This window comes from Citrobacter sp. RHB20-C16 (assembly GCF_013890155.1).
GTDB lineage: Bacteria > Pseudomonadota > Gammaproteobacteria > Enterobacterales > Enterobacteriaceae > Citrobacter_A > Citrobacter_A amalonaticus.
In genome coordinates, this window is sequence record NZ_CP057630.1 from 4,046,585 (window position 1) to 4,067,374 (window position 20,790).

Genomic DNA, 20,790 nt, shown 5'->3' on the forward strand with positions numbered 1-20,790 from the left:
TAATTTGAGCTCAGGCAACATAAGGTTGCATTGCTGAATGTGGTGAAAAATTCACCCAGCTCAGAAGTCAATGGCGGCGGTCACAATCACGCAACAGAAAAGGTGATGATGATACGCTGACAGGTGCCCCTCTGAGTCAGTTATTAATATCGTGACTACACCAGACATTAGCTTTAACTACTTAGATTCACGAGTTGAACGGTATTTAAAGCCAATGTTTATGTCATCACTTTGTTAAATATAGATCACAATTTTGAAAAAGCGCGGAGGATTGCATAAAAAACAGGCAGTCATAAGCAAAACAGAGGGATTTAAGAACATTCCGCAAGGGGATAATAAGGCTGGAAAAGTCGCAGGGCGCAGCGGTAGCCGCGCCCTGAAGGGGTAATTAGTGTTCGCGCGTCTTACGGAACTGAACGTCTGGATAACGCTCTTGCGTCAGGTTGAGGTTCACCATCGTCGGTGCGATGTAGGTCAGGTTATCACCGCCATCCAGTGCCAGCTGAACTTCATTCTTACGCTTAAACTCTTCGAATTTCTTCGCATCAGCGCATTCCACCCAGCGTGCCGTCGCCACGTTGACAGATTCATAAATGGCTTCAACGTTGTACTCGCTCTTCAGACGGGCAACAACCACGTCGAACTGCAGTACCCCGACCGCGCCCACAATCAGATCGTTATTGGCGATCGGGCGGAACACCTGTACCGCACCTTCTTCGGAAAGCTGTACCAGCCCCTTCAGCAACTGTTTCTGCTTCAGCGGATCTTTCAGGCGAATACGACGGAACAGTTCCGGCGCGAAGTTCGGTATACCGGTGAACTTCATCATTTCACCCTGGGTGAAAGTATCGCCAATCTGGATTGTACCGTGGTTGTGCAGACCGAGGATATCGCCCGGGTAAGCCTCTTCTACATGCGAACGGTCACCGGCCATAAAGGTCAGCGCGTCAGAGATCACCACGTCTTTGCCGATACGGACCTGACGCATCTTCATGCCTTTTTCGTACTTGCCGGAAACAACGCGCATGAATGCCACGCGGTCACGGTGTTTCGGATCCATGTTGGCCTGAATTTTAAAGACAAAGCCAGTGAACTTCTCTTCTTCCGCTTCCACCACGCGCGTATCGGTCTTGCGTGGCATTGGCGCTGGCGCCCACTCCACCAGACCATCCAGCATGTGGTCAACGCCGAAGTTACCCAGTGCGGTACCAAAGAAGACCGGGGTAATTTCGCCCGCCAGGAACAGCGCTTTATCAAACTCGTTAGAGGCGCCCTTCACCAGTTCCAGTTCGTCACGCAACTGCTGCGCCAGATCCTCGCCAACGGCCGCGTCGAGATCCGGGTTATCCAGACCTTTAACGATGCGCACTTCCTGAATGGTATGGCCTTTACCCGTCTGATACAGATAGGTTTCATCTTTATAGAGGTGATAAACCCCTTTGAACAGCTTGCCGCAGCCAATCGGCCAGGTGATCGGCGCACAGCCGATTTTCAGCTCGTTCTCAACTTCGTCCAGCAACTCCATCGGGTCACGGATGTCGCGGTCGAGTTTGTTCATAAAAGTCAGGATCGGCGTATCGCGCAGACGGGTGACTTCCATCAGCTTACGGGTACGATCCTCAACACCTTTCGCGGCGTCGATCACCATCAGACAGCAGTCCACTGCCGTCAGGGTACGATAGGTATCTTCGGAGAAGTCTTCGTGCCCCGGGGTGTCGAGCAGGTTAACCAGGCAGTTGTGATACGGAAATTGCATCACGGAGGTGGTAATGGAGATCCCACGCTGCTTTTCCATTTCCATCCAGTCTGATTTCGCATGCTGGCTGGAACCCCGGCCTTTTACCGTACCAGCAGTCTGTATCGCCTGTCCGAACAGCAACACCTTCTCAGTGATGGTCGTTTTACCCGCATCCGGGTGAGAAATAATGGCAAAAGTGCGGCGCTTGGCCACCTCCTGCAAATAAGGAGACAACGTCATAGTTCATTCTTCTTGAGTAAACGCGGCATCGCACCGCGCATGTTGAATACGAAAAATTGCGGCTATTTTACCCATCAGCGGGGGGGAGGCAATCAGTGTTTACACAGGAGCAGCTCCAGTTCGTGTAATGACGATACGGTCCAGGTCGGCTCGATGCCTTCGGGCTGCTCGCGATGATGCGCATTCAGCCAGCAGGTAGAAAGCCCGGCGTTGATGCCGCCAAGAATATCGGACGCAGCGGTATCTCCAACCATCAGCACCCGATCGCGATCGGGATTGCCCGCCTGCGCCAGGGCGTAATCAAAAATCTTCGGATCCGGCTTCGCCACGCCTACTTCTTCAGAAATGACCAGCAAATCAAAGTAGTCGCGTAGTCCCGTGCGCTCCAGGCGTATCTGCTGTAAGGAGGTGAAACCGTTGGTAATAATGCCAATTTTGGCTTTGCAGCGTATCGCATTGAGCAGCGAAACGGCCCCTGGCAGCGGCGCGCAAATTTCGGCCATCGCGTTCATAAAGGCATCGTTAAGCGAGCCCGGTTCCACCTTTAACCGTTCTGCCCAGCTCTGGAAGCGAGCATGCTGAAGCTGTAATGAGGTGATCGCGCCGTTCTGATAATCCACCCATAGCGGTTTATTCACGGCCTGGTAGTCCTGAAAATCCTCAGCGGTAAAGGTGATGCTGTAGTCGAGAAACATCCGCTGTAAGCCAGTAAACGAGTCAAACGTGAACAGCGTTTCGTCGGCATCAAAGAAAATCCAGTCCCACTTCATCATTACACCTTCTTTTACATACTGATTGGCAGTGCCATTATGATGGCGTCCTCACGACCGTCAGCGGTCGGATAATAATTGCGGCGAATCGTTGCCTCGTTGAAGCCTAAGCTTTCATACAGTGCGATGGCGGCAACGTTGGAAGCGCGAACCTCCAGCCACAGCGTCAGGACGCCGCGTTTTTCTAATTCATCAATGAGATGTTCCAGCAGCGCTTTCCCTATTCCCCGGCGCTGAAAGTCGGGATCAACGGCAATGTTGAACAGCGTAGCTTCATCCAGCACTACCTGCGTAATGGCAAACGCCGCCATTCTCCCCTCTACCGTCAATTGATAGTTGAGATAACGCTCCCCCTGATTACTGGCAAACGTGTGCTCACTCCAGGGAAACGCATGGGCGCGCTTTTCAATCTGAAACGCGGCGGGTAAATCACTCTGACTGAGGGAAGAAATCGTGTTCATGTGTGCAGATTTGTTGCCATAGTGCGGCGCGTGCCGTTGGGTTTACCCGCAATTCATCAAATGCCGGCGTTGCAATCTGCGCGCCTTCCAGCGTCAGCGGCGCATCTGTACCCAGTCGCCAGCTGTTGCAGCGGCTGCCCTGCGGCAGCATCGCGACGCGTTCGGGCGTCACCTGCAATACCTGATCGGGGCTCAGCGTTAAGGCTCGCAGAATGTCACTGACCAGAGGTTCTGTCAGCGGCGGCAGTGTTTCACCGACCATCACCAGACGGACGTGCGCAGGAATGGAAATCGCGATCTCTCCCTGCAACGCGCCGGGGCGACGCAGCGACCACTGGGTAATGCCCAGTTGCTGTAACTGCCAGTCTCGTCGGGTTGTCATAGCGAATCGCTCCTGTATTCAGGGGCGCAAATATAGCAAATTAGTCGAATAGACGCCATCAAACGTCTATAATCGCCCGCTGTATGAATTAAGGAGTTTTCCATGTCTGCTTTTACCCCGGCAAGTGAAGTCTTGCTGCGCCACAGTGATGATTTCGAACAAAGCCGTATTCTGTTTGCCGGAGACTTGCAGGATGACCTGCCCGCGCGCTTTGAAAGCGCAGACCGCCGCGTGCATACCCAACAGTTCCACCACTGGCAGGTGCTGAGCCGCCAGATGGACGACAACGCACGTTTCAGCCTTGTCGCACAAGCGCAAGACGTTGCCGACTGCGACACCTTTATCTATTACTGGCCGAAAAACAAGCCGGAAGCCCAGTTCCAGTTGATGAATATTCTGTCGCTGCTTCCTGTGGGAACCGACATTTTCGTAGTCGGTGAAAACCGCAGTGGCGTACGTAGCGCCGAGCAAATGCTGGCGGAATATGCCCCGCTGAACAAAATTGACAGCGCGCGTCGTTGCGGCCTGTATCATGGTCGTCTGGAAACGCAGCCGATGTTTGATGCCGATAAATTCTGGGGCGAGTACCACGTTGATGGGCTGACGATCAAAACCTTGCCTGGCGTCTTCAGCCGCGATGGTCTGGATGTCGGCAGCCAGTTACTGCTCTCCACGCTGACACCACACACTAAAGGTAAAGTGCTGGACGTCGGCTGTGGCGCAGGTGTACTTTCTGTCGCGCTGGCCAGTCACTCGCCGAAAGTGCGTTTAACGCTCTGCGACGTCGCCGCGCCGGCGGTGGAAGCCAGTCGCGCCACCCTGGCGGCGAACGGCATTGAGGGTGAAGTCTTTGCCAGCAACGTCTTCTCTGAAGTGACGGGACGCTTTGATATGATCATCTCTAACCCACCGTTCCATGACGGCATGCAAACCAGCCTTGATGCCGCACAATCTCTGATTCGCGGTGCCGTACGTCATCTGAACAGTGGCGGTGAACTGCGCATAGTTGCTAACGCCTTCCTGCCGTATCCGCAGGTACTGGATGAGACCTTTGGCTTCCACGAGGTCATCGCCCAGACCGGACGCTTCAAAGTGTATCGTACGGTCATGACCCGCCAGGCGAAAAAAGCCTAGTCGCGATAACGGCCATGCGAATGGCCGTTGAGAGGGATGACAAACCTCATCCCGATACCTGACAAGCAGAGAACACCTCATTAAAAACAAGGAAAATCAACTCATTGATTTTCGGCTGATAACCACAAAGAAGGAAAAACCACGTTTTTTCCTTCTTTGTCAGCAGTCTGAACGGCCATGTGAATGGCCGTTTTTGCAGCAATCACCGCTATCCTACGTAATTAACTATTGACGAAAAACTGAAAACCACTAGAATGCGCCTCCGTGGTAGCGATTCTTTTTAAGAATCGATGGTATGCGAAGGTGGCGGAATTGGTAGACGCGCTAGCTTCAGGTGTTAGTGTCCTTACGGACGTGGGGGTTCAAGTCCCCCCCCTCGCACCATAAACCACGTTGATATTGCTCGCACTGGGCGAAGGTGGCGGAATTGGTAGACGCGCTAGCTTCAGGTGTTAGTGTTCTTACGGACGTGGGGGTTCAAGTCCCCCCCCTCGCACCAACGAGGCGATATCAAAAAGTAAGATAACTGTGCGAAGGTGGCGGAATTGGTAGACGCGCTAGCTTCAGGTGTTAGTGTCCTTACGGACGTGGGGGTTCAAGTCCCCCCCCTCGCACCAATTATCTTACCTTCCTCTCCAAAATTCATCCCTGATTCCAGTTCATCATCACCAGCATCATTCCGCCGATCAACACAACACATGATGGTAACAATACAAAGTGCCGCAAATGTTTGTGATAAAGCATAGCCGGTGTCAGCAGTAACCCGAATACAATAATGGTCTTCCATGCCCCGAGAGAAAGATCGGCAAACGCCAGCCCGGCAATCACGATCCCCGGCAGCAAGACTCCCCATCCACTGCCCAGCGCCCGTTGCAACATGGTTTCACCTCTCATACCGATAATGATAACCAATATCATATGATAAATTTTCTCATTTGTCAGTAATCCATAGACCACTTACATGAGCTTTACTTAAGTAATGATGACACGAATTATTTAAGGTGATAAATTGCACAGCGGTAAACATAGAGACACAATAATCTGAACTTAAGCGAGCATCTTCTCGCCCATTATTTGTGTGACCTGAACAGTGTAATTGTTAGATAAATAATGACGTTAAGATATGACTGCACAATCCTGGCAAACTCTGCGCACGAAAAAATACCAACTCTCTCTGCGACTCTTTTTGTTTCTCAACGCTGTTTCCGCGTTGTTTGCCGTAGCCTTTCCGATCTTTCCCAGTAAAACCATCTCCACACCAGGATCTCTCATCCTTGTGCTGAGCACTGCGTTACTGACATGGCATGTAAAGTATGCGAAGAAGCGGATTAATCTCCATGCTATCTCGCTACTCTTTGGTGGGTTATGGGCAGCGCACATTACGCTGAAATACCTGGCTCAGCAGAATCCTGACTATTCTTTTTTACTGGTTGCACTGCTAACGGTGTTATTTATTGGCTCAATTGCTTTTGCCAATAATATCATCGCTTTCACCCTTCATTCGCTGCCATCCTTATTCGTCTGTTTATGGCTAAACGGCCACGAACATGGCCTGCAGTTACTCTTTTTTATGGCCCTGCCCATGGCCGGTATCGCGATTCAGCATGTGATTCAAAAGCGCTATGACGACTTCGCCCAGCAACTGATGTTCAAACTGCTCGCCGAAAAAGAGACACTGACTGACCTGAGCATGCTTGACCCATTAACGGGTCTGTACAATCGGCGGGGACTCCAGCATAAGCTGAAAGCCGTGCTGGAACTCGACACGCATGAACATTACGTTTTACTGATCGACATCGACCATTTCAAAGCCTACAACGATCACTATGGGCATATGATGGGCGATCAGGCGCTGATCCGCGTTTCTGCTGCGATCCGCAACGCTGTACGTTCACGTGATGTCGTCGCCCGGTTTGGGGGGGAAGAGTTTATGGTGTTACTGACGGCGATCGACCCACAAACCGCCCGCACGGTAGCGGAACGCATCCGACAGAATGTTTACGATCTCAAAATTCCCCATATGTTCAATGAAAGCGTCGCAACTCACGTCACGATCAGTATCGGTATTGCGCCTCTGGTGGGGAGCGATGTCGAAGGGGCCATTCTTCATGCCGATCAGGCGCTCTATAAAGCTAAGGATTTGGGCCGTAACCATATTTTAGTCAGTGACGATCCGGGTATCGCCTGACGCACGATGACGCATTCGTGCGCCGTTAAACGTCAGCTGACAAAGATCTTGCTATCGGTTATCGCTATCGTTAGGATTGGCAATCATTATCATTTAGATTACTATCCAGACTATGGCCTATCGTTCCGCACCGATCATTGACGATGTCATCTGGCGAACGCATCTCCAGCCACCGATGCCCTCGCTGGCCGAAGCCGTACGCGCAACCATAGCCCAGACGCGTGAGCATCTGCTGGATTTTATCCGTCTGGATGAACCCGCACCACAAAGTGCGATGACGCTGGCACAATGGTGTCGCCCCAGCGAGCTTCAGTCTCTGCTGGCAATTTACTCCGATCATATTTATCGCAACCATCCCACGCAGTCGCGCGAAAATAAGCCGCTAATCTCGCTGTGGGCGCAGTGGTACATCGGTCTGATGGTACCTCCCCTCATGCTAGCCCTGCTCACGCAGGAAACAGCCATTGATGTCTCGCCCGAACATATCCACGTTGAGTTTCACGAAACCGGGCGTGCTGCGTGCTTCTGGATCGACGTACATCAGGATCAACTGGCGACAACGCAATCCCCGCAGGCACGCATGGAAACGCTGGTTAAGCAGGCGCTGACGCCGGTCATCCAGGCACTAGAGGCGACCGGAGAGATCAACGGCAAACTTATCTGGAGCAATACCGGCTATCTGATTAACTGGTATCTCACTGAAATGAAACCGCTGCTGGGTGAAACATTGTTGAATACGCTGCGCCAGACCTGCTTCTTTGAAAAGCAGTTGTCCTGTGGGGCTGACAACCCGCTCTGGCGTACGGTCGTCCCTCGTGAAGGCGTCTTGGTACGCAGAACATGCTGTCAGCGTTATCGTCTGCCGGACGTTCAGCAGTGTGGTGACTGTACGCTGAAGTAGTCAGGGAGCGTTCGCCCCCTGATGATAACTACGCAATCTGCTCGTTTTCCGCGTCTGAACGTTGTGCCTCTTCCGCCTCTTGTTCCAGCAGTTGCTTCTCGTACACTTTAAAGAACGGGAAGTAGATGACGGCTGAAACGATTGCCAGAAGCACCACCAGAATTGCAGCACGATAATCCCAGCCTAATGCCCACGCGGCTCCGACTGGCGCTGGCGCAGTCCATGGCACAACCGAAATTACACGACCAATCAGATCCAGTTTCATCGCCGCCCATGCCAGCACGGCGTTCACCATCGGCGCTAACAGGAAAGGAATAAAGAACACCGGATTCATAACAATTGGCGTACCGAAAATCACCGGCTCGTTAATGTTAAAGATACTGGGTACTACGCTCAGTCGGCCTATTGAGCGCAGATGTACGGAACGACTGCGCAGATAGCAAATCACCAGCCCCATCGTCGCACCCGACCCGCCAATCACGATGAAGAACGTCCAGAATGCCTCCATGAAAATATGCGGTAACGGTGCCCCCTGCGCCAGCGCAGTCTGGTTCATACCCAGGTTGGTCAGCCAGAACATTTGCAGCATCCCGGAGACGATCGCCGCACCATGAATACCGGCAAACCACAACAGATGGCCAATCAGTACCGCCAGTAAAATCGCTGGCAGAGAATCGGCAGCGGATACCAGCGGTTTGAAGATGGACATAATGGCTTGTGGGATGAACATGTCGAACTGTGCCTGAATCAGCAGGCTGAGTGGGTATAATGTCAACACCACCACCAGCACCGGTATCAGCAGATCGAATGAGTTTTTGATCATCGGCGGGACCTGATCGGGTAAACGAATGCCGATGTTATGCGCTTTCAGAAAGCGCATCATTTCTACGCAGTAAAGCGCCACCAGAATCGCCGTAAAAATCCCCGTTCCGCCGAGGCTGTCCACCGGCAGAGTGCCTTTTGTTTTAGGCGCGGCGACCAGTAAGAACGCCATGATAGAGAGCATGGCGCACATGAACGGGTCCAACTGATATGACTTGACGTAATGTTTGCCCAGGTTATAGGCAATGGCGGCACAGATGTAGATCGACATGATCCCCATGGTCATATCAAAGGGGGTCAGGATCTGCCCTTCAAACTGCTTCGCCAGATCCAGCCAGGTCCGGGCAAAGCCCCAGGTGGTATCGGGTGAAAACGGAGGATAGGCAAATACCAACAAAAACGATCCGACAATCATAAATGGCATCGCAGAGATAAAGCCGTCACGGATAGCCATAACATGACGCTGTGAAGAAATGCGCCCGGCAATCGGGCTGACATAGTTTTCAACAAACCGGAAAATCACATTAAAGACTGCATGGTTGGTAGATTTCATAAGTGGCTCTTTTTATGTGATACAGAGGAAGTGACAGCTCCAGTATTAATCGCTCTTTCGAGGACTGCAACCGGTTACGGTAACCGGTTTCCGTGAATGTGAAGAGGATCGAAAAATCGCCCATGTTGCTGGTTTGTTACATTAAAATATTTACAGTACTGGAAGACTTATGCCAAATTACGCCAGCAGTTTTCTGAAGCGTTGAGGACTGTAGAAATGGTGTCAGGAGAATCAAATGAGTCTGCAATCGGTACGGCAATTTTTAGCCGAACATGCCCCGGATATTGAAATCATTGAATTAAATCAAAGCACCGCGACGGTTGAGCTGGCGGCAAAAGCGCATAACGTACAGCCCGGACAGATAGCGAAGACCCTTTCGTTGAAGGTTAAGGACGCCATCATCCTGGTCGTCGCCAAAGGCGATGCAAGACTGGACAATAAAAAACTCAAAAGCACTTTCGGTGCCAAAGCCCGTATGCTGAGCAGTGATGAAGTCGTCAACGCGACAGGACATCCCGTTGGCGGGGTTTGTCCTTTCGGGCTGGAAACCCCGTTGCCTGTTTATTGTGACGTCTCTTTACGATCGTTCACCGAAGTCCTTCCGGCCGCCGGTGCCACTCATAGCGCAGTGCGTATTACGCCAGAGCGCATGGCTGAGCTGACTTCCGCCACCTGGGTTGATGTGTGCCAGTAAACATCAACCCTTTGCTTTCGCGGCGATTAAAGCAGAATATCCGCCGCATGCAGTAAACTGGCGTCAGAATTGACGCCCAGTTTCGACATCACATTAAACTTGTGCGCCCGGATGGTTTTAATATTTCGCGCCAGTTCTGTCGCGATTTGCGGCATTGAATAACCGCAGGACATGAAGCGCAAAATCTCACGCTCTGTCGGGCTCAGCATACGACTCTGATTGAGATACCAGAGATTGCTGTTACTTTCGCTGATCCGCCGCGTACCGCCTAGCGCAGTAAATAACGCCTCCTGCAGCGCGGGGAGCGAAGCGGCTTTGCTCAGTACGCCATCCAACGGTAAGGGCGACAGTGCGCTGATTAAACGCGCTTCAACATCATCATCCGCGATCACCAGGCGACGCATGCCGGGATAATTTTCAGCCAGTTCGATCAGACTCATCAACCCCACCCGCCTGTCTTTTCTGATCGAGGAGAGAGAGAAAATAATGGCAGAAAAAGCAGTCGTACCCATCGCCTGTTGAAAATCATCCAGCGTCAAATAGAGGTGTAATTTATATTGGCTATCAAACGTTGCGTTAAATAAACTCTGAATACCAATACCACTCATAACACATTTTTCTATGAGTGCGACATTTCGCGTACAGTTTCTATTTTCCATTCTGCTGTCTCTCCATATACTGAAGGTAAATTCAGCTCCCTGGCTCCCTGAGAACTGTTAATCCATGCGTACATTTCCGCATTGCTGTGTATTGATAATCGGCGCATCGCGCTATTTTTTTGGGCGCTGATGGTTTTGTTACTTTTTTTAAGTAATGCCGCAATCTGATTAATCCCCCAACCTTTCCCCAGCAGGCGCAGTACTTTTCGCTCTGATAGCGTTAAAAGAATGGCGTGAGAACCAAATTCCAGAGGTTCTAATTCTGGGGGTGACAACAGCATTTTGCTGATTCGGTCAGGGCTGCTGTGTCCCGAGCGGATAGTACTTACCAGACTCTCAATCGGTTCGACATCAGACAGCAGCGTACTGGAGGGGCGCATCAACAATTCGACCGCCTGCGCGTAATACGCGCGCGACACCATGAAAACCCAGTGGATATCACGGTATTGAGAAAGAAGTGCGTAGAATCGCTCGCAAACAGCGCGCGGGTGATGGCAGTCACCGGTTAAATCCACGATCACCAATTCCGTCCGACGCAATTGTAGTGGCGTGAGTTCTTCTACGACACTACAGATGGTGAGTTCATACTCCGGGAAATGCAGTTGCATAACCCCGTGGAGTCCCGCTTGTATCACGGGAACTTTACTGATGACAATTCCGTTTTTGCAGCATCCTGGCAACATATATCCTCCATATTCATATGCTTTTATCTTTCTGTTATTAATGAATCGCATTTGAATTAACACATACAATTATGCAATACAAAAAACAAAACAATAGACAATATGAATTGTTTATCCCTGGTGTTTTAACGTTAATTCCGTAAAATGCGGTTATACAACTATCACGGGGTATAATACAAGTCGATATTGTCGATAGATACGTCGCATTCCAGAACAGGATATTAAACATTCTTATTTTATATATGAATTTTTTATTTATCCAAATTTGGACAAGCTATTTATTCTTAATATATTCCCGGTATGCCTTCGGAGACAACGCGGCGTGTTTTTTAAAGAAGCGGGAAAAATAGGTAACATCGCTGAATCCCAGATAGTCGGAGATCTGGCTTACCGTCATGCTGGTATATTGCAGGCTACGTTTGGCTTCGAGCATCAACCGCTGATGCAAAACGCTTAATGCACTGCAATGATGAAATTCACGGCATAACTGATTCAGGTAATTTGCGGAAAGCCCGATTCGATGCGCGTATTCTGCAAGGGGAAGATGTTCGCGATAGTGGCTCTCAATCTGCCGGGCAAAAAGGCGTATTGCGCTACGCCGGCGCGCCAGGGTGTCATTCGGTGGCTGAACCGGCAGACGCTGCCTACGAAGCCAGACCAGCAGCGCGCTCAGCAATGAAAACAGCATCATTTCCCGCGCCTCGTTATCCGTCTGATACTCCCTCTGCAAGGCGGAAAACAACGTGCGGATGTGGCTGCGAGACTGAGCCACCGGCACGCACTGAGGGGTAGTGAGCAATGACAACGGCTGTGGGAACTGAGACTCCAGGCGGCCAATCAGCGGTAACGCCAGAGAAAGAACGTAACCTTGCGTCCCGGGGGAAAAGCGAAAACCGTGGACACAAAGCGCAGGGACGACCTGAATACAGGCATCACGCATCACCGTCGTCTGCCCCTCGATTTCAATCGTTGCCTCCCCCCGATGCAAGTAGAGCAACTGGACGATCTCCGCATGCTGATGCACCCGAATATGCCACTCATATAAACTGCTGCGCTGATGAATTGATTCGCAGTGCAGCAGGTCGGGAGTGGGCCATCCCTGGTGTTCACCATACAATTTAAAAACAGGGACAATGTCAGCCGGTGGCATCATTTTTCCTCATTACTCACCAATCTTTTCGTAAGGCAGTCCGACATAGTTCTCCGCGATCGTCGTCAGTCCCGCTTGCGAGCCCAGATAGTACTGACGGTCCGCCTCCTGCATCTTGCGATCAAAATCGCTCTTTCCCTGAAAATCATGCAGCAGATGGGTCATAAACCAGCTGAAACGCTCCCCCTTCCATACCCGGTTCAGGGCCAGTCGGGAATAGGTCGCCAGCAGGTCGTTACGCCCGTGCTGATAGTACTGCGTCAAAATACGCCATAAATAATGCACATCGGACGCGGCCAGATTCAGTCCCTTTGCACCGGTCGGCGGCACGATATGCGCCGCATCACCAACCAGAAAGAGCTTGCCATATTGCATCGGTTCCACCACGTAGCTACGTAATGGTGCGATACTCTTTTCAAGTGAGTGACCAGTCACTAACTTCATGGCCAGTTCATCAGGCAGACGCCGTTTCAGCTCGCCCCAGAAACGCTCATCGCTCCAGGAGTCCACCTGCTCGCTGAGCGGGACCTGCAAATAGTAGCGACTTCGTGTTAGTGAGCGCTGACTACAAAGTACAAATCCGCGCTCATGATGCGCATAAATCAACTCCGGATTGACTGGCGGCGTATCGGCCAGCAGCCCCAGCCAACCAAACGGCCAGATGCTTTCGTATTCGCGAATGACATCACGCGGAATACTTTGTCGGGAAACGCCGTGGAATCCATCACACCCGGCAATGAAGTCGCACTCAATGCGGCACTTCTCCCCTTCTTTCTCAAACGTGACAAAAGGACGGTCACTTTTAGCATCGTGAATGTCTACCTGCTGAACGCCATAAATCGTAGGCGCACCACAGTCGCTACGCGCTTGCATCAGGTCCCGTGTGACTTCCGTTTGTCCGTAGACCATCACGCTTTTGCCGCCGGTCAATTCACTCAGCGCGACGGGAATGCGTTTGCCATCAAAAATAAACTCAACGCCATGATGTACGAGACCTTCGCTGTCCATGCGCTGCGCCACACCAGCTTCCCGCAAAAGCGAAACCGTCCCACTCTCGAGGATCCCCGCCCGGATGCGCCCCAGCACATACTCCGGCGTCTGACGTTCAATGATGAGTGCGCGGATCCCCACCTTATGCAGTAATTGTCCCAGTAGCAGGCCGGAAGGTCCTGCCCCAATAATTGCGACCTGAGTTTTCATCACATTCCTCATCTGCATCGTTGATTATTTGTTTAATAAATGTTGAATAAAAGTTTCAAATTGCATTTTTGATAAGCAGACACAGAAAAAGAAGGGCTAAATGCGGTTAAAAATTGCACTTTTCACCGATTTAGCAAAACTGTGGCGCAGTTCAAATTCCGGCCACCGTAGAGCGGGTTCTTTTTTCAACAGAAAGATTGATCTCAGCCGGAGCCAAAAAACGCGCACTTCGTGATACAAAGATGTCTTTCGTCATTCGACAGTACGTAACGCGTCTTTTCAGCCAGGGCGAGTCATGCAAGAAGAGCAGTCATTACAGCGAACGGTTACACGGTTATGCATTCAGTGTGGGCTTTTTTTACTGCAACACGGCGCGGAAAGCGCGTTGGTTGATGAACTCTCTACCCGACTTGGACTGGCATTGGGGATGGACAGCGTCGAAAGCGCTATCTCCTCCAATGCTATCGTTCTGACCACTATTAAAGATGGGCAATGCCTGACCTCCACGCGAAAAAACCAGGATCGCGGCATTAATATGCACGTGGTCACCGAGGTTCAGCACATTGTCATTCTCGCCGAACACAAGCTGCTGGATTACAAAGGCGTCGAGAAGCGTTTCAGCCAGGTCAGACCCCTGCGCTATCCGCGCTGGCTGGTCGCGTTGATGGTCGGCCTCTCCTGCGCCTGCTTCTGTAAGCTGAATAACGGCGGTTGGGACGGCGCGGTGATTACCTTTTTTGCCAGCATGGTGGCGATGTATATTCGTCAAATCCTGGCGCATCGCCATTTGCATCCACAGATCAACTTTTGCGTCACGGCTTTTGTCGCGACCACCATTTCCGGTCTGATGTTACACCTTCCCGCCTTTAGCCAGACGCCCACGGTGGCGATGGCCGCCAGCGTCCTGCTGCTGGTTCCCGGTTTTCCGCTGATCAACGCGGTGGCGGATATGTTTAAAGGACACATCAATACCGGCCTGGCGCGCTGGGCGATCGCCAGCTTGCTGACGCTCGCAACCTGCGTGGGCGTGGTCATGGCGCTGACACTTTGGGGGCTTCGCGGATGGGTATAATCGATTTCATTCTCGCGCTGATGCAGGACATGCTGCTTTCCGCGATCCCGGCACTGGGGTTTGCGATGGTCTTTAACGTCCCCCACCGCGCCCTGCCCTGGTGCGCGCTGCTCGGTGCGCTCGGTCACGGTTCGCGTATGGTGATGATGACCGCCGGGTTTAATATTGAATGGTCAACGTTTGTTGCCTCGCTGCTTGTCGGCAGCATCGGCATCCAATGGTCGCGCTGGTATCTGGCGCATCCCAAAGTGTTTACCGTTGCGGCGGTGATCCCGATGTTCCCCGGAATTTCAGCCTACACGGCAATGATCTCTGCGGTGAAAATCGGCCACTTCGGCTACAGCGAACCGTTGATGATTACGCTGCTGACCAATTTCCTGAAAGCCTCGTCGATTGTGGGCGCGCTTTCGATCGGACTCTCCGTGCCCGGCTTGTGGCTCTACCGAAAACGCCCACGCGTTTAATCGCCGCGGCAGGCGCATCCCTGCCGCTCCTCCTCATCGGTGTGTTACTATAGAAGCAGTGTCCCTTCTCGGTTGTAGTCGGTATTGAGAAACGTTATGTCATCCAGAATTTTGACCCCGGACGTCATTGGTATTGACGCCTTATTACACGATCACCAGACGGTGCTGGCGAAGTCTGAAGCTGGCGCGGTGGCGGTGTTTGCCAATAACGCCCCGGCTTTTTATGCGCTGACCCCCGCACGCCTGGCGCAACTGCTGGCGCTCGAAGAAAAGCTCGCTCGTCCTGGGAGCGATGTGACGCTGGATGCACAGTTTTATGAAGAACCGCAACCGGTGCCGGTCGCCGTACCGCTGGGGAAATTCGCCATGTATCCCGCCTGGCAGCCGGATGCCGACTTTCAGCGTCAGGCCGCACTGTGGGGCGTGGCGTTAAGAGAGCCGGTCACCGCTGAAGAGCTGGCTTCGTTCGTGACTTACTGGCAAGCGGAAGGCAAAGTGTTTCATCACGTGCAGTGGCAGCAAAAACTGGCGCGCAGCGTCCAGATCGGCCGCGCAAGCAACGGCGGCTTGCCGAAACGTGATGTGAATACGGTCAGCGAACCAGATAATCAAATTCCACCGGGCTTTAGAGGTTAACCATGAAAAACGTTGGCGATCTGATGAAACGTCTGCAAAAAATGATGCCCGCCCATATCGAACCGGCGTTTAAAACGGGTGAAGAACTGCTGGCATGGCAGAAAGAGCAAGGTGAAATTCGCGCCGCCGCACTGGCTCGCGAAAATCGGGCGATGAAAATGCAGCGCACTTTTAACCGTTCCGGCATCCGTCCGTTACATCAAAACTGCTCTTTCGATAACTATCATGTGGAATGCGAAGGCCAGATGAATGCGCTAAGCAAAGCGCGTCAGTACGTGGAAGAGTTCGACGGCAACATCGCCAGTTTTATCTTCTCAGGCAAACCGGGAACGGGGAAAAACCACCTCGCCGCGGCAATCTGCAACGAGCTGCTGCTGCGCGGAAAGTCGGTACTGATAATCACCGTGGCGGACATCATGTCGGCGATGAAAGAGACGTTCAGCAATCGCCAAACCAGTGAAGAGCAGTTGCTCAACGATTTGAGCAATGTTGATCTGCTGGTCATTGATGAGATCGGCGTGCAAACCGAATCGCGCTATGAAAAGGTGATCATCAACCAGATCGTCGATCGTCGTTCCTCTTCAAAACGCCCGACCGGCATGCTCACTAACAGTAACATGGAAGAAATGACCAAACTGCTGGGTGAACGCGTGATGGATCGCATGCGACTGGGCAATAGCCTGTGGGTGATCTTCAACTGGGACAGTTTTCGCAGTCGGGTAACCGGCAAAGAGTATTAAGACCATTCTTAGACTGAGCGGCGCTATACTCCGACCAGGGTTTATACACGAGTAATCACAATGAAAACGACAAAACGTTTGCTGTGCTGCGTAATCGCGGCCAGTGCCTGCTTCGCCGCCAATACTTTCGCCGCCTCCTGGCAAGACTCGCTCTCCAGCGCCGCCAGCGAACTGAGCAAGCAGAGTACCACCTCATCGCAAAGCGGCACCTCGCTCTCTTCCCTGACCAGCCTGCTGAACGGCGGCAACCAGGCGCTGAGTGCGAACAATATGAATAACGCCGCCGGGATTTTGCAATACTGCGCGAAGCAGAAGCTGGCGTCCGTTACCGATGCGGAAAATGTGAAAAATCAGGTACTGGATAAGCTTGGCCTCGGCGCTACCGAGCAAAAGCAGGACACCAACTATCTGGACGGTATTCAGGGTCTGCTCAATACCAAAGACGGTCAGCAGCTTAACCTGAACAATATCGGCAGCACGCCGCTCGCAGAAAAAGTGAAAACCAAAGCCTGCGACCTGGTACTCAAACAGGGTATGAACTTTATATCCTGATCCCCGACGCCGCGTTTTGGTCGTTTTCCGCCAGTCGCGGCGCTTCTCCCCCCTTTTCGCCCTTCTTTCATGCTCATCCCAGGCATGGAGGGAAGTGACGGCGATCAAAAAAGCCTCTTTCTAAACCAATTCTGAATAACAAGGTAATTAAATGTCACTAGAATTGCAGCTAAGTGACAACCCCATTACATTGTACTTTCTGTAAACGCTAATCTGCCAGTCGAAGGCCTGGTTTAAAGCCTAATCACAAGGCTATTTGTGAGGATCGTCCGTTGTCTGAGTTACTCTCCATCGCGCTGTTTCTTGCCTCTGTATTGATTTATGCCTGCAAAGCGGGTCGCAACACCTGGTGGTTTATCGCTACCCTGACGGTGCTGGGACTTTTTGTGATTCTGAATATCACGCTTTTCGCCAGCGACTATTTCACCGGTGATGGAATTAACGATGCCGTACTCTACACGTTGACGAACAGTCTGACAGGGGCCGGTGTCGGCAAATACATTCTGCCGGGCATCGGCATTGCATTAGCGCTCGTGGCGGTCTTTGGCACGCTGGGCTGGGTGCTGCGTCGTCGTCGCCATCATCCCCACCATTTTGGTTACAGCCTGCTGGCACTGCTGTTGGCGCTGGGCTCCGTCGATGCCAGCCCGGCATTTCGTCAGATCAGCGAACTGGTTAAATCCCAGACCCGCGAGGGCGATCCCGATTTCGCGGCCTACTATAAAGAACCGGCGAAAAGCATCCCCAACCCGAAACTGAATCTGGTGTACATCTACGGTGAAAGCCTGGAGCGTACCTATTTCGACAATGAGGCCTTCCCGGAACTCACCCCGGAACTCGGCGCGTTGAAAAACGAAGGTATGGATTTCAGCCACACCCAGCAGTTACCGGGTACAGACTACACCATCGCCGGAATGGTCGCTTCCCAGTGCGGTATTCCCCTGTTCGCGCCGTTTGAAGGCAACGCGTCAGCGTCAGTCTCCAGCTTCTTCCCGCAAAATATCTGCCTCGGGGATATCCTGAAAAACTCCGGCTATCAAAACCACTTTGTGCAAGGGGCAAACCTGCGTTTTGCCGGGAAAGACGTGTTCCTGAAGTCCCACGGCTTCGATTATCTGTATGGCGCCGAAGAGTTAAAAAGCGTCGTCGCCGATCCGAATTACCGCAATGACTGGGGCTTCTATGACGATACGGTACTGGATGAAGCGTGGAAGAAGTTCGAAGAGCTCTCCCGTTCCGGCCAGCGTTTTTCGTTGTTTACCCTGACCGTCGATACCCATCATCCGGACGGCTTTATCTCACGTGCCTGTCAGCGAAAACGCTATGATTTCGACGGTAAACCTAACCAGTCTTTTAGCGCCGTCAGCTGTAGTCAGGAAAATATCGCGGCATTTATCAATAAAATCAAAGCATCACCGTGGTTTAAAGATACGGTGATCGTGGTCTCTTCGGACCATCTGGCGATGAACAACAGCGCATGGAAATACCTGAACAAACAGGACCGCAACAATCTGTTTTTCGTGATTCGTGGCGACAAGCCTCAGCAGGAGACGCTGGCGGTCAAACGTAACACCATGGACAACGGCGCCACGGTGCTGGATATTCTCGGCGGCGATAACTTTATTGGCCTGGGGCGAAGTAGCCTGTCAGGTCAGTCGATGTCGGAAGTGTTCCTCAACAGCAAAGAAAAGATCCTCGCCATGAAGCCGGACATCATTCGCCTGTGGAACTTCCCGAAAGAGATGAAAGATTTCACCGTCGACCGGGATAAAAATATGATCGCCTTCTCCGGCAGCCATTTCCGTCTGCCGCTGCTGCTGCGGGTGTCGGATAAGCGCGTCGAGCCACTGCCGGAAAGTGAATACTCCGCTCCGCTGCGCTACCAGCTTGCCGACTTTGCCCCACGCGATAACTTCGTCTGGGTCGATCGCTGCTACAAGATGGGCCAGTTGTGGTCACCGGAACTGGCGCTCTCAACCGACTGGTGTGTCTCGCAGGGGCAGCTTGGCGGCGAGCAAATCGTCCAGCATGTTGATAAAGCGCAGTGGAAAGGTAGGACGGCCTTTAAAGACACAATGATCGACATGGAACGCTATAAAGGCAACGTCGATACCCTGAAAATTGTCGACAACGACATCCGCTATAAAGCCGACAGCTTTATCTTCAACGTGGCAGGCGCGCCGGAAGAGGTGAAGCAGTTCAGCGGGATTTCTCGTCCGGAATCCTGGGGACGCTGGTCTAACGCGCAACTGGCAGAAGAAGTGAAGATCGAGTACAAACAGCCGCTGCCGAAAAAATTCGATCTGGTGATCACCGCGAAAGCCTTCGGCGACAATGCGAATCGCCCCATTCCGGTGCGCGTAGGCAAGGAAGAGCAGACGCTGGTGCTAGGTCACGATGTCACCACCACCACGCTGCATTTCGACAACCCGACAGAGGCCGATACGCTGGTGATTGTCCCGCCCGATCCGGTCCCGACCAACGAAGGCAACATCCTCGGTCACTCACCGCGTAAGCTGGGGATCGGAATGGTTGAAATCAAAGTGGTCAGCGCTCAGGGCTGACCACTGACAATAAAAAAAACAGCGCCCAACACCACTCCGGGCGCTGCATGGCAATCGTCAGAACGTAATCACTCCTTTGATCAACGTCCGGTTGTTAATCACATCCTGTTCGAAGATCTCCGCAAGCTGGCTGAACGGATAGCGATGCGTAAGCATCATTTCAGCGCTCAGTTTGCCTTCTGCCATCAGTCTTCCCACTTTCGCAAAATCCTCCGGCGTGGCGTTACGGCTGCCCATCATGGTGGTCTCTTTCTTGTGAAATTCCGGGTCAGAGAACTGCAAGTCGCCTTTAAACAGCCCGACAAAAACGATGGTGCCACCGTGGCGGATCAGGTTAACGCTATTGTTCATGGCATGCGGGTTCCCCGTCGCATCGAGCACTTTCTGCGCCAGTGGACCGCCAAACAGCGCGCGCAGTTGAGCCTCAAAATCTGCCGCAGAGGGATCCACCACCGGCAGGTCAAGACGAGAAGCAACGTGTTCGCGACGTGCAGCGCTGGTATCGGCCACCACCACCTGCGCCCCTTCTGCTTTGGCAATGGCCGCCGCGCCGATCCCAATCGGTCCGGCTCCAACGACCAATACCTGCTCACCGGGGGCGATAGCGGCACGGCGTACCGCATGCGCGCTAATCGCGTAAGGCTCGATCAACGCCGCAGCCTGAGGATCAATCCCCTCCGCCAACAGCAGATTGGTCGCCGGCACGCTGAGATACTCGCTAAACCCCCCGTCCTGATGCACGCCGATCACCGAGATCTTCTCGCAGCAGTTCGTTCGTCCTCCCAGGCACGCCGGACACTGCTGACAGGCGACATACGGGATCACCGCTACCTGTTGACCCACTTTAAACTGCGTCACCTTCTCGCCGAGCGTCACAATATCCCCACATATTTCATGGCCTAGCACGCGCGGATAACTAAAAAAAGGTTGATTACCTCCCCAGGCATGAATATCGGTTCCGCAAATACCGACAGACTTAATTTTAATTAGCGCTTCCTGTTTATCCGGAATTGGAATTGCGCGTTTCTCATGAATTAATTTTTTGGGTTCCTGGCAAATCAACATATTCATTGTGGACATCGTTATGCGCTCCTGTTTCTTTGTTGCTTCAGATATTGATGAAAATAGAAATAGCCGCGTAACGAGAAAGCTAATTTGTGAAACTCTGCGCATTAAAATGTTTTAAA

21 protein-coding genes and 3 tRNA genes are annotated in these 20,790 nt (G+C 52.3%); 13 read left to right on the forward strand and 11 right to left on the reverse strand.

Annotation, left to right across the window (positions count from 1 at the left end):
- Positions 1–388 precede the first annotated feature (388 nt).
- The 4 genes from prfC to HVX64_RS19395 all read right to left on the reverse strand — a co-directional run bounded on the left by prfC (position 389) and on the right by HVX64_RS19395 (position 3,591).
- A complete protein-coding gene (gene prfC, locus HVX64_RS19380; protein ID WP_044253949.1) occupies positions 389–1,978 on the reverse strand; it encodes a peptide chain release factor 3 in 1,590 nt (529 codons plus the stop codon).
- A gap of 92 nt (positions 1,979–2,070) precedes the next feature.
- Entirely contained in the window at positions 2,071–2,748 is a 678-nt protein-coding gene (yjjG, locus tag HVX64_RS19385; protein WP_044254277.1) for a pyrimidine 5'-nucleotidase, read from the reverse strand.
- A 14-nt stretch (positions 2,749–2,762) separates the two neighbouring features.
- A complete protein-coding gene (gene rimI, locus HVX64_RS19390) occupies positions 2,763–3,209 on the reverse strand; it encodes a ribosomal protein S18-alanine N-acetyltransferase (RefSeq protein WP_044253929.1) in 447 nt (148 codons plus the stop codon).
- Complete coding sequence (locus HVX64_RS19395) at positions 3,178–3,591, reverse strand: DNA polymerase III subunit psi (RefSeq protein WP_042999333.1); 414 nt, start codon at positions 3,589–3,591, stop codon at positions 3,178–3,180. Before HVX64_RS19395 ends, rimI begins: the two co-directional genes overlap by 32 nt.
- Before the next feature lie 102 nt (positions 3,592–3,693).
- Between HVX64_RS19395 and rsmC the strand changes: the two genes are divergently transcribed.
- From rsmC to HVX64_RS19415, 4 genes are all read left to right on the forward strand, one after another.
- A complete protein-coding gene (gene rsmC, locus HVX64_RS19400) occupies positions 3,694–4,725 on the forward strand; it encodes a 16S rRNA (guanine(1207)-N(2))-methyltransferase RsmC (RefSeq protein ID WP_044253927.1) in 1,032 nt (343 codons plus the stop codon).
- A 297-nt stretch (positions 4,726–5,022) separates the two neighbouring features.
- A tRNA-Leu gene (locus HVX64_RS19405) sits at positions 5,023–5,109 on the forward strand.
- A 28-nt stretch (positions 5,110–5,137) separates the two neighbouring features.
- A tRNA-Leu gene (locus HVX64_RS19410) sits at positions 5,138–5,224 on the forward strand.
- Positions 5,225–5,255: 31 nt separating this feature from the next.
- Positions 5,256–5,342: transfer RNA gene (locus tag HVX64_RS19415), tRNA-Leu, on the forward strand.
- A 25-nt stretch (positions 5,343–5,367) separates the two neighbouring features.
- Here HVX64_RS19415 and HVX64_RS19420 read toward each other — a convergent pair.
- A complete protein-coding gene (locus tag HVX64_RS19420; protein ID WP_080343205.1) occupies positions 5,368–5,604 on the reverse strand; it encodes a DUF1435 domain-containing protein in 237 nt (78 codons plus the stop codon).
- A 244-nt stretch (positions 5,605–5,848) separates the two neighbouring features.
- Here HVX64_RS19420 and HVX64_RS19425 point away from each other — a divergent pair, with 244 nt between their 5' ends.
- Together HVX64_RS19425 and fhuF are read left to right on the forward strand one after the other, a co-directional pair.
- The gene (locus HVX64_RS19425; protein ID WP_042999330.1) at positions 5,849–6,913 is read left to right on the forward strand and encodes a GGDEF domain-containing protein; all 1,065 of its coding nucleotides are present in this window, start codon (positions 5,849–5,851) and stop codon (positions 6,911–6,913) included.
- Between the two features lie 112 nt (positions 6,914–7,025).
- Complete coding sequence (fhuF, locus tag HVX64_RS19430; protein WP_044253918.1) at positions 7,026–7,814, forward strand: siderophore-iron reductase FhuF; 789 nt, start codon at positions 7,026–7,028, stop codon at positions 7,812–7,814.
- Positions 7,815–7,842: 28 nt separating this feature from the next.
- Here fhuF and HVX64_RS19435 read toward each other — a convergent pair whose 3' ends face one another.
- The gene (locus HVX64_RS19435) at positions 7,843–9,189 is read right to left on the reverse strand and encodes a PTS sugar transporter subunit IIC (protein ID WP_044253915.1); all 1,347 of its coding nucleotides are present in this window, start codon (positions 9,187–9,189) and stop codon (positions 7,843–7,845) included.
- Positions 9,190–9,424: 235 nt separating this feature from the next.
- Between HVX64_RS19435 and HVX64_RS19440 the strand changes: the two genes are divergently transcribed.
- Positions 9,425–9,883 (forward strand): YbaK/EbsC family protein, encoded by a 459-nt coding sequence (locus HVX64_RS19440; protein ID WP_044253912.1) that lies wholly within the window; start codon positions 9,425–9,427, stop codon positions 9,881–9,883.
- A gap of 26 nt (positions 9,884–9,909) precedes the next feature.
- On the opposite strand, the gene bglJ is transcribed toward HVX64_RS19440, so the two are convergent.
- The 4 genes from bglJ to pobA all read right to left on the reverse strand — a co-directional run bounded on the left by bglJ (position 9,910) and on the right by pobA (position 13,575).
- A complete protein-coding gene (gene bglJ, locus HVX64_RS19445; RefSeq protein ID WP_044253909.1) occupies positions 9,910–10,542 on the reverse strand; it encodes a DNA-binding transcriptional activator BglJ in 633 nt (210 codons plus the stop codon).
- Entirely contained in the window at positions 10,503–11,225 is a 723-nt protein-coding gene (locus HVX64_RS19450; RefSeq protein ID WP_044253906.1) for a LuxR C-terminal-related transcriptional regulator, read from the reverse strand. The genes bglJ and HVX64_RS19450 overlap by 40 nt, the downstream gene beginning before the upstream one ends.
- 274 nt (positions 11,226–11,499) lie before the next feature.
- Positions 11,500–12,375, reverse strand: a complete 876-nt coding sequence (locus tag HVX64_RS19455; RefSeq protein ID WP_042999324.1) for a helix-turn-helix domain-containing protein — start codon at positions 12,373–12,375, stop codon at positions 11,500–11,502.
- Positions 12,376–12,387: 12 nt separating this feature from the next.
- Complete coding sequence (gene pobA / locus HVX64_RS19460) at positions 12,388–13,575, reverse strand: 4-hydroxybenzoate 3-monooxygenase (RefSeq protein WP_044253903.1); 1,188 nt, start codon at positions 13,573–13,575, stop codon at positions 12,388–12,390.
- Between the two features lie 295 nt (positions 13,576–13,870).
- Here pobA and HVX64_RS19465 point away from each other — a divergent pair, with 295 nt between their 5' ends.
- The 6 genes from HVX64_RS19465 to opgB all read left to right on the forward strand — a co-directional run bounded on the left by HVX64_RS19465 (position 13,871) and on the right by opgB (position 19,603).
- Positions 13,871–14,647 carry a threonine/serine exporter ThrE family protein gene (locus tag HVX64_RS19465; protein ID WP_042999322.1) on the forward strand — a complete coding sequence of 259 codons (777 nt, stop codon included), beginning with the start codon at positions 13,871–13,873 and terminating at the stop codon, positions 14,645–14,647.
- A complete protein-coding gene (locus HVX64_RS19470; RefSeq protein WP_042999321.1) occupies positions 14,638–15,111 on the forward strand; it encodes a threonine/serine exporter in 474 nt (157 codons plus the stop codon). Before HVX64_RS19465 ends, HVX64_RS19470 begins: the two co-directional genes overlap by 10 nt.
- Positions 15,112–15,207: 96 nt before the next feature.
- Positions 15,208–15,747: a primosomal protein DnaT gene (gene dnaT / locus HVX64_RS19475; RefSeq protein ID WP_044253900.1), complete on the forward strand. Its 540-nt coding sequence runs from the start codon at positions 15,208–15,210 to the stop codon at positions 15,745–15,747.
- Positions 15,748–15,749: 2 nt separating this feature from the next.
- Entirely contained in the window at positions 15,750–16,487 is a 738-nt protein-coding gene (dnaC, locus tag HVX64_RS19480; protein WP_042321989.1) for a DNA replication protein DnaC, read from the forward strand.
- A 60-nt stretch (positions 16,488–16,547) separates the two neighbouring features.
- On the forward strand, positions 16,548–17,039 hold the full coding sequence (locus tag HVX64_RS19485; RefSeq protein WP_042999319.1) for a DUF2501 domain-containing protein: 492 nt from the start codon (positions 16,548–16,550) through the stop codon (positions 17,037–17,039).
- Between the two features lie 272 nt (positions 17,040–17,311).
- Entirely contained in the window at positions 17,312–19,603 is a 2,292-nt protein-coding gene (gene opgB / locus HVX64_RS19490; RefSeq protein WP_061069596.1) for a phosphatidylglycerol--membrane-oligosaccharide glycerophosphotransferase, read from the forward strand.
- A gap of 57 nt (positions 19,604–19,660) precedes the next feature.
- On the opposite strand, the gene HVX64_RS19495 is transcribed toward opgB, so the two are convergent.
- Positions 19,661–20,683, reverse strand: coding sequence for a zinc-binding alcohol dehydrogenase family protein (locus tag HVX64_RS19495; RefSeq protein WP_044253894.1), 1,023 nt, complete (start codon positions 20,681–20,683; stop codon positions 19,661–19,663).
- Between the last annotated feature and the right edge of the window lie 107 nt (positions 20,684–20,790).

Excerpts from the sequence above, each read along its gene's own strand:
- prfC (WP_044253949.1), bottom strand. The coding sequence starts at position 1,978 with ATGACGTTGTCTCCTTATTTGCAGGAGGTGGCCAAGCGCCGCACTTTT.
- bglJ (WP_044253909.1), bottom strand. The coding sequence starts at position 10,542 with ATGGAAAATAGAAACTGTACGCGAAATGTCGCACTCATAGAAAAATGT.
- HVX64_RS19425 (WP_042999330.1), top strand. The coding sequence starts at position 5,849 with ATGACTGCACAATCCTGGCAAACTCTGCGCACGAAAAAATACCAACTC.
- HVX64_RS19455 (WP_042999324.1), bottom strand. The coding sequence starts at position 12,375 with ATGCCACCGGCTGACATTGTCCCTGTTTTTAAATTGTATGGTGAACAC.
- dnaT (WP_044253900.1), top strand. The coding sequence starts at position 15,208 with ATGTCATCCAGAATTTTGACCCCGGACGTCATTGGTATTGACGCCTTA.
- HVX64_RS19420 (WP_080343205.1), bottom strand. The coding sequence starts at position 5,604 with ATGTTGCAACGGGCGCTGGGCAGTGGATGGGGAGTCTTGCTGCCGGGG.
- HVX64_RS19435 (WP_044253915.1), bottom strand. The coding sequence starts at position 9,189 with ATGAAATCTACCAACCATGCAGTCTTTAATGTGATTTTCCGGTTTGTT.
- HVX64_RS19450 (WP_044253906.1), bottom strand. The coding sequence starts at position 11,225 with ATGTTGCCAGGATGCTGCAAAAACGGAATTGTCATCAGTAAAGTTCCC.
- HVX64_RS19395 (WP_042999333.1), bottom strand. The coding sequence starts at position 3,591 with ATGACAACCCGACGAGACTGGCAGTTACAGCAACTGGGCATTACCCAG.
- HVX64_RS19470 (WP_042999321.1), top strand. The coding sequence starts at position 14,638 with ATGGGTATAATCGATTTCATTCTCGCGCTGATGCAGGACATGCTGCTT.
- dnaC (WP_042321989.1), top strand. The coding sequence starts at position 15,750 with ATGAAAAACGTTGGCGATCTGATGAAACGTCTGCAAAAAATGATGCCC.
- yjjG (WP_044254277.1), bottom strand. The coding sequence starts at position 2,748 with ATGAAGTGGGACTGGATTTTCTTTGATGCCGACGAAACGCTGTTCACG.
- rsmC (WP_044253927.1), top strand. The coding sequence starts at position 3,694 with ATGTCTGCTTTTACCCCGGCAAGTGAAGTCTTGCTGCGCCACAGTGAT.
- pobA (WP_044253903.1), bottom strand. The coding sequence starts at position 13,575 with ATGAAAACTCAGGTCGCAATTATTGGGGCAGGACCTTCCGGCCTGCTA.
- HVX64_RS19465 (WP_042999322.1), top strand. The coding sequence starts at position 13,871 with ATGCAAGAAGAGCAGTCATTACAGCGAACGGTTACACGGTTATGCATT.
- HVX64_RS19495 (WP_044253894.1), bottom strand. The coding sequence starts at position 20,683 with ATGTCCACAATGAATATGTTGATTTGCCAGGAACCCAAAAAATTAATT.
- HVX64_RS19485 (WP_042999319.1), top strand. The coding sequence starts at position 16,548 with ATGAAAACGACAAAACGTTTGCTGTGCTGCGTAATCGCGGCCAGTGCC.
- fhuF (WP_044253918.1), top strand. The coding sequence starts at position 7,026 with ATGGCCTATCGTTCCGCACCGATCATTGACGATGTCATCTGGCGAACG.
- rimI (WP_044253929.1), bottom strand. The coding sequence starts at position 3,209 with ATGAACACGATTTCTTCCCTCAGTCAGAGTGATTTACCCGCCGCGTTT.
- HVX64_RS19440 (WP_044253912.1), top strand. The coding sequence starts at position 9,425 with ATGAGTCTGCAATCGGTACGGCAATTTTTAGCCGAACATGCCCCGGAT.